The following is a 12,642-nucleotide window of genomic DNA, read 5'->3' as shown; positions in this document are numbered from 1 at the left end:
ATGAAAAGATGGACATTACACCAAACCCAAAACCCAAAACTCTGCGAGAAATTAGCCCAAGAATTGGGTGTTCAAGCTGAAATAGCTCAATTACTTATAAATAGAGGTATTTCAACCTTTAATCAAGCTAAATCCTTTTTTCGTCCAGATTTAACTCAACTTCACGATCCATTTTTAATGCAAGACATGTTAAACGCAGTAGAGCGTATTGAACTTGCCATATCAAAAAATGAAAATATTCTGGTTTATGGAGATTATGATGTAGACGGCACTACTTCGGTAACTTTAATGTATGAATATCTAACAGAGACTTACCCTAATGTTACAGCTTACATACCTGATCGTTATAAAGAAGGTTATGGCGTTTCTTATCAAGGTATTGACTATGCAAGTGATAACTCTATCACTTTAATTATTGCTTTAGACTGTGGAATTAAAGCAGTAGATAAAGTAAAATATGCTAAAGAGAAAGGCATCGATTTTATTATTTGTGATCATCACAGACCAGGAAAAAACATCCCAAATGCGGTAGCCGTTCTTGACCCTAAACGAAACGATTGTCAATACCCTTATAAAGAGTTATGTGGTTGCGGCGTAGGATTTAAATTAATTCAAGCTTTACAAAAACAACGCCAATTAAGTGAGCGAAAAATATATAAATACCTTGATTTAGTAGCCATTGCTATAGGTTCAGATATTGTTCCAATTACTGGAGAAAACCGTATTTTATGCTTCTATGGTCTCATGTTAGTTAATGCTCGTAAACGAATTGGTATTAAAGCGCTATTAGGTCAAAATGATAAAAAAAACTTTTCAATAACAGATTTAGTATTTGGTGTTGGTCCAAGAATTAATGCTGCTGGTCGAATGAAACACGGCTTGCATGCTGTTGAATTATTAGGTGAAAAGGACGAAGAAAAGGCTAGGGAGCAAGCACTTAAAATTGAAGAATACAATACCAATAGACAAACTGAAGATCGGCAAACAACTATTGAAGCACTAGCGCAAATTGAAGCCAATAAAGAAACAAATAACTTTACAAGTGTTGTTTATCAAGATAACTGGCATAAAGGCGTAATTGGGATTGTGGCATCCAGGCTCACAGAGACTTATTATCGTCCAACCCTAGTTTTTACAAAAAGTGGCGATAAGTTAGCGGCTTCAGCTAGAAGTGTTTCTGGCTTCGATGTTTATAATGCTTTGGAGCAGTGTGACGAGTTTATAGAACAATTTGGCGGACATAAATACGCCGCTGGTTTAACCTTAAAACAAGATAATTACCAAAACTTTAAGCAGAAGTTTGAAGCTGTTGTTAAGTCTACAATAGACAAAAATTTATTAACACCAGAAATTAATTTTGAACAAGAAATTAAACTCAATGCAATTAATTTTAAACTCATTCGTATCTTAAAACAATTTGCACCATTTGGCCCAGGTAACATGAAGCCAACATTCTACGCCAAAAATTTGAAGCTCGATCAATATGCTAAAACTGTCGGTGCTGAACATAAACACTTAAAATGTAAACTTATTCAAGATGAAATAGCTATAGATGCTATAGGCTTCAACCTAGGCGCTCAATTGTCTCGTTTGAAAGCTGCTAATCAAATTGAAGCTGTTTTTACAGTTGAAGAAAATGAATGGAATAATCAAGTCAGCATTCAGTTAAATATTAAAGATATGAGGCCTCAGTAGCTTGTTAAAACTAGATTTATTAACTTTGAGCTAACAATCATAAGTTGATGCTTGAAGATATAATTTCCGCAATACCATTAGGTGTCTTTTTAGCCTTTATGGTTGGTCCTGTTTTTTTTGTACTTTTAGAAACGGCCGCTTTACGTGGTTTTAGAGCGGCATTTACCTTTGATTTAGGCGTTATTTTAGCCGATGTATTTTTTCTTTGTATTGCTTATTTTAGTACATCTCAACTTTTAAAAAGTATAAAAGACGATCCTGCGCTATTTATTTTTGGCGGTTCAGTATTAGTCGTTTATGCTCTAATTAGTTACTTGAAAGTTAAAAAAGCCACCTATACGACTGCTGATTTTGAAGTTCAAAAGCTAAAGCGTAAAGACTATATTAGTATTTTTATTAAAGGCTTTTTACTTAACTTTATAAACATAGGTGTTTTAGGCTTTTGGTTAGGCTTGCTTATTATTTTTGGGCCAACACTAAATATGGAGCCTTCACGTATGATTACTTTTTTTAGTACAATTTTAATTACTTATTTAGTGATAGACATTTTAAAAATATTGCTGGCTAAGCGTTTAAAAAACTCACTCACACCAAAACGCGTCGTCATTGTTAAAAAATTAATCAGCTTTGTATTGCTTATTTTCGGTGTTGTTTTGGTTATACGAGGCTTATTTCCTGATGATGTAAAACAGATTGAAAATCAATTTGAAAAAACAAAGCTAACACCTATTTCAGTATTAAATGATAAAAGTCATTAAAGTCTATTCAAGGTTTTAGTATCATCGTGTTTTATTTATTTACTTAAAAATTAAAACTTTGTGGTATTTTAAAAATGCATTAACTCGTAAAAACTTAATGGCTCTGACAGGTCTTTTTTTAAGTTTTTTCTTAATTATTCACTTAGTAGGTAACCTTCAGCTACTTCTACCAGCTAAAGAAGCACAGCTTCAATATAATTGGTATAGTGAATTACTATCGGGCAGTTGGTTTATTAAAATTGTATCTTATGGTTTATATGCGAGCATCTTAATACATGCCGTAGATGCTTTTTATCTTAGTCAAAAATCCCGTATGCTATCAGGTCAATACGCAAAAGATAGACGAAACCGCGCCAGTAGTTGGTATGCTAGACATATGATGCTTTTAGGCCTTATTATATTCGCCTTCTTAGTCATTCATTTTAAAGATTTTTGGTATCCCTATAAATTTGGAGAAATCGGACTAGATGCTGATGGTCAAAAGGACTTATATAGTTTGGTTGTTGTGGCTTTTCAAGATTGGTGGTACGTTATTTTGTACGCAGTTGCTATTTTAGCCTTAGGATTTCATCTGATTCACGGTGTTTTTAGTGCAACAAGAAGTTTAGGCTTATATAGCCCGTTTTATACTAAGATGGTTAAAGGTGTAAGCTTGGTATTTGGAATTATATTAAGCTTAGGCTACCTCATAATTCCTATTTATCTTTTTATAAATAATTGAGAATGGCAAAGACAATTAAAGCAAACATCCCAGCAGGAGAATTAAACCAGAAGTGGGCAAGTTATAAGGCTCAAGCTAAATTGGTGAGTCCTAATAATCGAAAAAAGCTGGAGGTCATAGTTGTAGGAACAGGCTTGGCAGGAGCATCTGCTGCTGCGTCTTTAGCCGAAATGGGCTATAATGTAAAAAGCTTTTGCTTTCAAGATTCACCACGGCGTGCACATTCAGTTGCAGCACAAGGTGGCGTTAATGCGATGAAGAATTACCAAAACGACGGAGATAGCATTTACCGAATGTTTATTGACACTTTAAAAGGTGGCGATTTTAGATCACGTGAAGCAAATACTTATCGTTTGGCAGAGTGCTCTGCTAGCTTAATCGATCAAGCTGTTGCGCAAGGTGTTCCGTTCGGTCGTGAATATAGTGGGTATTTAAAAAATAGATCTTTTGGTGGCGTGCAAGTTTCAAGAACTTTTTACGCTCGGGGACAAACTGGTCAACAGTTACTTCTAGGTGCGTATCAAGCTTTAATGCGACAAACTGAAACAGGAAAAATCAAACTATATAGTCGTCATGAAATGTTAGATTTAGTTTTAATCGACGGCAAAGCTAAAGGTATAATTGCAAGACATCTTGATACAGGCAAGATTGAACGTCATGGCGCACATTTGGTTGTGCTTGCAACAGGCGGATTTGGTAAAATTTATTATTTATCAACTTTAGCTATGGGTTGTAATGCTTCAGCTATTTGGCGGGCTCATAAAAAAGGAGCTTACATGGCAAATCCTAGTTGGACGCAAATTCATCCTACAAGTCTACCGCAAAGCGGTCCTTACCAATCTAAACTGACCTTGATGTCAGAATCACTTCGTAATGATGGTCGCATTTGGGTGCCAAAAGCGAAAAACGATCAACGCTCACCAAACCAAATTCCTGAAAATGAGAGAGATTATTATTTAGAACGTAAATATCCATCGTTTGGTAATCTAGCACCACGTGATATTGCCTCAAGATCGGCTAAAGAACAAATTGATGCAGGTAAAGGAGTTGGAACACTACAAAATGCCGTTTATCTAGATTTTGCTCATGCAATAGCTGAATATGGTAAAGATGTAATTGAGCAGCGGTATGGTAACTTATTTACGATGTACCAAAAAATTACAGGAATTAATGCTTATGAAGAGCCAATGAAAATTTCACCATCAGCTCACTTTTCTATGGGCGGACTTTGGGTAGATTATGATTTAATGACGACTATTCCAGGCTTATTTGCGATTGGAGAATCTAATTTTTCAGATCATGGTGCAAATCGCTTAGGAGCAAACTCTCTATTGCAAGCCTGTGTTGATGGCTATTATATTGCACCTTATACGATTCAAAATTATTTAGCAGATGAGATCAATACGCCGAAAACTAATATTAATCATCCTGCTTTTGAAGAAGCTGAATTAAACGCTCGACAACAATTACAACAATTCGTTAATTGTAAAGGAAGTAAAACAGCAGAAGAATTTCACAAGGAATTAGGAAAAATACTTTATGATAAATGTGGTCTTTCTCGTTCAGAGTCAGGTTTGAAACAAGCGATTAATACTATACAACAGCTAAGAGATGAATTTAATGAAAACTTATTAGTCCCTGGAGATGTAGAAGATATCAACAGTGAACTTGAAAAAGCGGGTCGAGTTTACGATTACATGGAGTTAGCAGAACTGATGTGTAAAGATGCATTGAGTCGTGATGAATCATGTGGTGCGCATTTTAGAGAAGAGTATCAAACTGAAGATGGCGAAGCACTTCGAAATGATCAAGACTATGCTTACACTTCAGCCTGGGAATGGACAGGAAACCCATCTGAACCCTTATTAAATAAAGAAGAATTAGTGTTTGAATTTGTCAAGCCAATACAACGAAGCTACAAATAAAGATTATGAAAATACATTTAAACGTCTGGCGACAAAAGCATAAAGACAGTAAAGGAGCGATTGTAAAATATAGCTTAAACGAGGTAGCTCCCGAAATGTCATTTCTAGAAATGCTTGACATGTTAAATTTGAAATTAGCTAAAAAAGGTGAACGCCCGATTGAGTTTGACCATGATTGTAGAGAAGGTATTTGTGGTCAGTGCGGCCTGATGATTAATGGCATTGCTCATGGACCATTAAAAAATACAACTACCTGCCAGTTACATATGCGATCTTTTAAAGATGGTGATACAATCTATATAGAACCCTTTAAAGCCAAAGCATTTCCAGTAATACGAGATCTAAAAGTAGACCGTTCGGCTTTTGATGCGATAATAGCAGCTGGTGGCTATGTCTCTGTAAATACAGGTCAAGCACCCGAAGCTAACAGTGTCATGGTTACTCATGATGAAGCTGAGTCAGCCTTCGACTCTGCGGCTTGTATTGGTTGTGGAGCTTGTGTGGCAACTTGTAAAAACGCAAGCGCAGCATTATTTACTTCAGCCAAAATTTCTCATTTAGCAAAACTTCCTCAAGGTAAAAAGGAAAGCGAACAAAGAACAGTAAATATGGTTAACCGTATGGAAAATTTAGAATTTGGTCATTGTACTAATACTGAAGCTTGTGAGGTTGAGTGTCCTCAAGAGATTTCTGTTCTTAACATTGCAAGAATGAATTTTGAATACAATAAAGCTAAACTATAGTTCTAGGCTGAAGTCAAGATTAACAACTTAAAATGAAAATTTAATAAGTAAATAATGATTTAGAACACTTTATGTGTAAAATAAATAAACCTCTAATATACTAAATATTAGAGGTTTATTTTGAGGTGTCGAGCGGATTCGAACCGCTGTAGATGGTTTTGCAGACCACTGCCTAGCCACTCGGCCACGACACCATTATTTTATAAGAATTGCAAATTTAATAAAACTCTTTAAAATTCAAGCAAATTATCTGCGTTTTGTCATTAAAATTGTAACACCTTCAACATCACCACCAATTGGTGGGTTTAGCTTGCAAACTTTTACTTCAGCAAAACTAACCAAGTCAAGCTCATTAAAAATGCGATCTAAAATACGTTTACCAACATGCTCAAGTAGTTTAGAGCGTATGGCCATTTCTTCTTTAACAATAGCGTTTAAGCTTACATAATCTACGGTGTCATTTAAATCGTCACTTTTAGATGACTTTGTCAGGTCGGCTTCAACCTTTAAATCAACACGATAATTACTGCCAATCTTAGACTCTTCAGTTAAGCAACCGTGGTTACTAAATATTCTAATATTTTCTAAAATAATAGCATTCATAGCTTTTTTCTTGCAAATATAAACTTATTTCAGGCGTTAAATATGTTTGTATCTCATCAATTCACTACATAAAAATCAGTAAATTTGTTGACTTAATTAATTACTATGTCTGAAGAAAAAAAGTCACTAAATTTTATTGAACAAATTATAGAAGACGATTTAAATAACGGCTATAATAAAGAGCAACTCAAATTTCGTTTTCCACCAGAGCCTAATGGGTTTTTACATATTGGTCATGCATCGTCTATTTGTTTAAATTTTGGTTTAGGGTTAAAATATAATGCACCTGTTAATTTAAGGTTTGACGATACTAATCCAATTAAAGAAGAAAAAGCTTACGTTAATGCTATTAAAAAAGATGTTGAATGGCTTGGCTTTAAATGGGCTAAAGAATGTTATGCTTCAGATTATTTTCAGCAGCTTTATGATTGGGCTGTTGAGTTAATTAAACAAGGTAGTGCTTATGTTGATAGCCAATCTTCTGAAGCTATTGCAGCTCAAAAAGGAACACCAACTGAGCCTGGACAATCAAGTCCCTATCGTGAGCGACCTATTACTGAAAATTTAGAGTTGTTTGAAGCCATGAAAAATGGTGAAACACCACCAAGAGCCCACGTTTTAAGAGCTAAAATAGATATGTCTTCTCCAAATATGTTAATGCGGGATCCTGTCATGTACCGTTGTTTACACGAACCACATCATCGTACAGGAAACGATTGGCACATTTACCCAATGTACGATTGGGCACATGGCGAATCTGATTTTATAGAACAAGTGTCACATTCATTTTGTACGCTCGAATTTCAACCACATCGTGAGTTATACAATTGGTTTGTTGAAAAAGTTAGTCACGAAGGAGAATTACTCCCAAAACAGCGTGAATTTGCTAGACGTAATCTAAGCCATACCGTAGTTAGTAAACGAAAATTACTTCGATTAGTAGAAGAAAACATAGTGAATTCTTGGGATGATCCGCGAATGCCAACAATTTCAGGTCTAAGGCGCCGTGGTTTTACGGCTGCATCAATTCGTAATTTTGCCAATGATATCGGTATTGGAAAACGTGAAAATATGATTGATGTTTCTCGTCTTGAATTTTCAGCAAGGGAAGACCTTAATAAAACAACGCCACGAGTTATGGCAGTTTTAAATCCCTTAAAACTTATTATTACTAACTATCCTGAAGATAAAACAGAGCAGCTAACTGCTGAAAATAACCCAGAAGACCCAGAATCTGGTTCTCGTCAAATACCGTTTTCTCGTGAAATTTATATTGAACAAGAAGATTTTAGAGAAGAAGCTAACCGAAAGTTTTTTAGATTAAAACTAGGAAAGGAAGTTCGACTAAAAAATGCTTATATCATTAAAGCTGAGAAAGCGATTAAAGATGATAACGGCAACATTATTGAAGTGCATTGTACTTATGATGAAGATAGTAAAAGTGGTAGCGGTACCGAAGCCTCAAAACGTAAAGTAAAAGGTACGCTGCATTGGGTTTCTGTTCCTCATGCTATTCCGGCTGAAGTAAGACTTTACGACCGTTTGTTTACTGTTGAAGATCCAACGGCTCATAAAGAAAAAGACTTTCTTGACTTCGTAAACCCGAAAAGTCTCGAAGTTATTACAGCACAAGTTGAACCAAGTTTAAAAACAGCTAAAGCACTAGAAAAGTTTCAATTTCAACGTATCGGCTACTTTTGTGTCGATCAAGATTCAAGCGAATCTAATTTAGTTTTCAATAGAACTGTTACACTCAGGGATTCCTGGAAAAATAAATAATATATGTACCCACTTAATCGCTTCCGAAGATTGCGCCAGAATGATAGTATTCGTCAACTAGTGCAAGAAAATCAGCTCAGTACAAACGATTTTATTGTGCCTCTTTTTATAGTTGAAGGTGAAAATATTAAGGAAGAAATTCCATCAATGCCAAATTACTTCAGGCAAAGCTTAGATCACATTCCTGCTGAAGTTAATAGTTTATGGGAACTCGGTTTAAAAGCGGTGCTGCTATTTGTTAAAGTAGATGAATCTCAAAAAGACAATACAGGAAAAGCCGCTACTAATCCACAAGGTTTAATGCAAAAAGCCATTAAACTTATAAAAAAAACCAGACCTGAAATGCTTGTAATGACCGATGTGGCACTTGATCCATTTTCAAATTTAGGTCATGATGGTATTGTAGAAAATGGCGAAATTGTTAATGATAAAACGGTCGAAAAACTTGCTGAAATGGCATTGAGTCATGCACAAGCAGGAGCGGACTTTGTGGCGCCAAGCGATATGATGGATGGCCGAATTTTAGCAATGCGTTCAAAATTAGAAGATGCTGGTTTTCATCATACAGGAATCATGAGTTATTCTGCCAAATATGCCTCAGCATTTTATGGGCCATTTCGAGATGCACTAGATTCAGCGCCAGTTGATGTTAAAGACGTACCTAGAGATAAAAAAACTTACCAAATGAATCCTGCTAATCGGCAAGAGGCAGTAACCGAGACTTTAGCTGATATTGATGAAGGTGCAGATATAGTAATGGTAAAGCCGGGTTTATGTTATCTTGATATTGTTAGAGATCTTGCTAATCATGTAGATGTTCCTGTGGCTGTTTACCAAGTTAGTGGAGAATACGCCATGTTAAAAGCTGCTGCAGAGAAAGGTTGGCTAAATCATGATGAGGTTATGCTTGAGCAACTAACAGCAATAAAACGCGCCGGAGCAAAATTAATTGCTACTTATTTTGCAAAAGATGCCGCTCAACTTTTAAATTCAAAGTAAATTTTAGCTTTCAAGTTTTAAAAGATAACCCAAGGGCTCAATAATTACCCAGCATTTATTGTCTTTAACATACTTGACAGTTCCTTTAATGTTTTTGAAGCCTTTCTCGGTTAAATCAACTTTATAACCAGGCTTTAAATCTTTTATATCATGAGATTTAAAGCCTTTTTTAAAATTGATAGACTGTTTTAAAATTTCAATCTCACTATCACTAATAATAGCAGCTTGTTTTTGCCAAAACAAATATCTTACAACATTTGGTACCTCAAAAACGCGCTCTCGCAAATGATTTTCGATGTGAACAAATAGCATTGAAGGTAAAACAGGTGTATCAACTTTCTTTTTTCTATCGCTCCATTGTTTTATGATTTTGATTGTAGGGCAATACACTTGAATACCTATTTTTTCAAGCTGTAGAGCTGTTTTCTTTTCAGCATTTGGTTTGGTGTAAATGACAAACCAATTTTTAAGTGATGTAGTCATGTTAATGCGCTTCTAGCCAGTTTTGACCGATTCCGATTTCAACATCTAATGGGACATCAATTTTAAAAGCATTTTCCATATGATTTTTGATGAGTGGTTGAAGTTCATCCAGTTCATCTTTATGTGCATCAAAGACTAATTCATCATGGACTTGTAGTAACATTTTAGATTTAAAACCACCTTCAATCAAGGCTTTGTGTATATTAATCATGGCAACTTTAATAATATCAGCGGCACTGCCTTGAACAGGTGCGTTGACGGCGTTTCTTTCAGCAGCATTTTTGACCACGTGGTTTCGCGCATTAATGTCTTTTAAGTAACGTCGACGACCCATAACGGTTTTTACATAACCATGTTCACGTGCAAACTCGACTTGATCGTCAATGTAATCACGCAATTTAGGATAAGTTTTGTAATAGGTTTCAATAAGTTCTTTAGATTCGTTTCGGCTGAGTTCTGTTTGGTTACTTAAACCAAATGCCGAAACGCCATAAATAATACCAAAATTTACTGTTTTAGCATTGCTGCGTTGTTGACGCGTCACCTCTTCAATTGGGACGTTAAAAACTTTTGCAGCTGTTGAGGCGTGTATATCTTCACCATTTTTGAAGGCATTTAACATGGTTTCTTCTTGACTTAATGCTGCAATGATGCGTAATTCAATTTGTGAATAATCGGCTGCGAGTAAAACGTAATTTTCATCTCTTGGGACAAAGGCTTTTCTAACTTCACGGCCACGTTCTGTCCTGATCGGAATGTTTTGAAGGTTTGGGTTGTTAGAGCTTAGTCTGCCAGTCGCAGCAACAGTTTGCATAAATTCGGTGTGTACGCGCTTTGTTTTAGGATGAATTTGTTTTGGCAAGGCATCAACATAAGTGCTTTTTAACTTAGAAAGTTGACGCCATTCTAAGACGTCTTTTACAATTTGATGGTCGTTTGCATGATAAGACAAAACATCTTCGGCAGTTGAATATTGCCCTGATTTAGTTTTTTTAGGTTTATCGGCTATTTGAAGTTTACCAAATAAAATATCGCCAAGTTGCTTAGGTGACCCAATGTTGAACTCTTCATCGGCGGCTTCAAATATGTTAGTCTCCAAACGCTTTAGGTCACTATTCAGTTCTGCAGATAAGTTTTCAAGTGCCGCTTTATCAAGTTTTATCCCTTCAATTTCCATAGCGGCTAAAACACGTAATAATGGAATTTCAATATCGCTATAAAGTGGTTTGTTGTGTGCGTCTTCTAATTCTTTTTCAAAATAGTTTTTGAGTTGAAAGGTGATATCTGCATCTTCAACAGCATATTGGGTTTGTGCATCAAGTTCAACTTCTCTAAAACTTTTTTGCTGTTTACCTTTTTTACCTATTAAATCTTTAATGGGTTTTGGTGAATACATTAAGTAAGTTTCAGCTAAAATATCCATGTTGTGGCGCATATCAGGATTGATGATGTAATGTGCCAACATGGTGTCAAACAATGGTCCTTTAACTGAAATGTTATGATTAGCTAAAACTTTGATGTCATATTTAAGGTTTTGTCCTACTTTTTCTATTGTTTCAGCTTCAAAAAAAGGTCTAAATTGTTCTAAAATTTCTTGGGCTTCAGCATCATTTTCGGGAATACTTATGTAGTAACCTTTGTGTTTTCCCCATGAAAAGGCCATGCCTACTAATTTGGCATCTAGTGTTTTTAAGCTTGTTGTTTCGGTATCAAAGCAAACAGAGGTTTGCTGCATTAACTTTTTAACAAATAAATTTAAGGCTGTTTTACCATTGATAAGCTGATAAAAATGAGGCGTGTTTTCAAGCGATTTATAGCCTTGGAAGTCAGCTGCGTTAGCGTCTTTAGAAGAAGTATCATTACCAAAAAGCGAAAATTGACCAGCACCAGCTGTCTGGGCGTCGTCTTCAGTTGAAGTTGGTGCGTCTTCCGATTGGTTATACATTTTCATAAACTGCTCGGTTAAACGTCTAAACTCCAATTCTTTGAAGATTGAAACTACTTTTTCGACATCTGGCGGTGAGAGTTCATAACTCTTTTCATCAAAAGTAACCTCACATTCGGTAAAAATGGTGGCTAATTTTTTAGACATTAGTCCTAATTCTTGATTGGCTTCAATTTTTTCTTTGGTTTTACCTTTAAGGTCGTCAATATTTTCAAACAAGCCTTCCATACTACCATATTTGGCAATAAATTTCTTGGCTGTTTTATCGCCAACGCCAGGCAAGCCAGGAATATTATCTGCAGAGTCGCCCATCATACCAAGATAATCGATCACTTGTTCAGGACGTTCGACTCCAAAACGTTTTTGAACTTCAGGAATACCCCATTTTTCAATGCCATTCCCCATTCGCGCTGGACGATACATGAAAATATGTTCTGAAACAAGTTGAGCAAAATCTTTATCAGGCGTCACCATGTAAACTTCATAATTCTGCTGCTCGGCTTGTTTGGCTAGCGTGCCGATAATATCATCAGCTTCCATTCCTGAAATTTCTTCGATAGGAATATGCATCGCCTTAATAATTTGCTTAATCACAGGAATCGACTCGCGAATGACTTGTGGTGTTTCGTCGCGATTAGCCTTATAGTCACTATACATTTCAGTTCGTTCTGCACTGCCGTCTTTGTCAAAACAAACCGCTAGGTGATCAGGCTTTTCACGCTTAATGACGTCAAATAATGAATTCATAAACCCCATAATTGCTGAGGTGTCTTGACCTTTAGAGTTAATTCGTGGATTTTTAATTAAGGCGTAATAACCTCTAAAAATTAAGGCATAAGCATCGATTAAAAACAAGCGTTTCTTGGCGGACATAGCAATAAGATTTAATGAAACGTAAATGTAATAATAAAGCGATTAAGGGCTAATAAATACCTTAGAAACTTCAGCTTTTAGCTCTAAATTTTAATCACCTGTAAATAACTTGAAGCTA

At 35.7% G+C, this 12,642-nt stretch carries 10 protein-coding genes and 1 tRNA gene; 7 read left to right on the top strand and 4 right to left on the bottom strand.

All coding sequences use genetic code 11. From position 1 onward, the window contains the following. Genes recJ through BUB82_RS06320 form a run of 5 tightly spaced genes read left to right on the top strand, consistent with a single transcriptional unit; the run spans position 1 to position 5,842 of the window. Positions 1–1,695, top strand: coding sequence for a single-stranded-DNA-specific exonuclease RecJ (recJ, locus tag BUB82_RS06340; RefSeq protein ID WP_073192767.1), 1,695 nt, complete (start codon positions 1–3; stop codon positions 1,693–1,695). 47 nt (positions 1,696–1,742) lie between these two features. After that, entirely contained in the window at positions 1,743–2,453 is a 711-nt protein-coding gene (locus BUB82_RS06335; RefSeq protein WP_073192766.1) for a LysE family translocator, read from the top strand. A 58-nt stretch (positions 2,454–2,511) separates the two neighbouring features. Next, positions 2,512–3,174 (top strand): succinate dehydrogenase cytochrome b subunit, encoded by a 663-nt coding sequence (locus tag BUB82_RS06330; RefSeq protein ID WP_262501839.1) that lies wholly within the window; start codon positions 2,512–2,514, stop codon positions 3,172–3,174. Between the two features lie 2 nt (positions 3,175–3,176). Beyond that, a complete protein-coding gene (locus BUB82_RS06325) occupies positions 3,177–5,099 on the top strand; it encodes a fumarate reductase/succinate dehydrogenase flavoprotein subunit (protein WP_073192764.1) in 1,923 nt (640 codons plus the stop codon). Positions 5,100–5,104: 5 nt separating this feature from the next. Continuing rightward, positions 5,105–5,842 (top strand): succinate dehydrogenase/fumarate reductase iron-sulfur subunit, encoded by a 738-nt coding sequence (locus tag BUB82_RS06320; RefSeq protein ID WP_073192763.1) that lies wholly within the window; start codon positions 5,105–5,107, stop codon positions 5,840–5,842. Positions 5,843–5,965: 123 nt separating this feature from the next. On the opposite strand, the gene BUB82_RS06315 is transcribed toward BUB82_RS06320, so the two are convergent. Both BUB82_RS06315 and folB read right to left on the bottom strand, forming a co-directional pair. Then, positions 5,966–6,036, bottom strand: a tRNA-Cys gene (locus tag BUB82_RS06315). 52 nt (positions 6,037–6,088) lie between these two features. Continuing rightward, entirely contained in the window at positions 6,089–6,445 is a 357-nt protein-coding gene (folB, locus tag BUB82_RS06310) for a dihydroneopterin aldolase (protein WP_073192762.1), read from the bottom strand. A gap of 105 nt (positions 6,446–6,550) precedes the next feature. On the opposite strand from folB, the gene BUB82_RS06305 reads away from it, so the two are divergent. Continuing rightward, the gene (locus BUB82_RS06305; protein ID WP_073192761.1) at positions 6,551–8,224 is read left to right on the top strand and encodes a glutamine--tRNA ligase/YqeY domain fusion protein; all 1,674 of its coding nucleotides are present in this window, start codon (positions 6,551–6,553) and stop codon (positions 8,222–8,224) included. A 3-nt stretch (positions 8,225–8,227) separates the two neighbouring features. Continuing rightward, positions 8,228–9,223, top strand: a complete 996-nt coding sequence (gene hemB, locus BUB82_RS06300) for a porphobilinogen synthase (protein WP_073192760.1) — start codon at positions 8,228–8,230, stop codon at positions 9,221–9,223. 3 nt (positions 9,224–9,226) lie between these two features. On the opposite strand, the gene BUB82_RS06295 is transcribed toward hemB, so the two are convergent. Further along, positions 9,227–9,706 carry a UpxY family transcription antiterminator gene (locus BUB82_RS06295; RefSeq protein ID WP_073192759.1) on the bottom strand — a complete coding sequence of 160 codons (480 nt, stop codon included), beginning with the start codon at positions 9,704–9,706 and terminating at the stop codon, positions 9,227–9,229. A 1-nt stretch (position 9,707) separates the two neighbouring features. Then, positions 9,708–12,524, bottom strand: coding sequence for a DNA polymerase I (gene polA, locus BUB82_RS06290; protein ID WP_073192758.1), 2,817 nt, complete (start codon positions 12,522–12,524; stop codon positions 9,708–9,710). Positions 12,525–12,642 lie beyond the last annotated feature (118 nt).

It is taken from the genome of Psychroflexus salarius (assembly GCF_900129035.1).
GTDB classification, from domain to species: Bacteria; Bacteroidota; Bacteroidia; order Flavobacteriales; family Flavobacteriaceae; genus Psychroflexus; species Psychroflexus salarius.
Note: the sequence above shows the minus strand (reverse complement) of the source record. Positions and strands in the feature narration are given on the sequence as shown.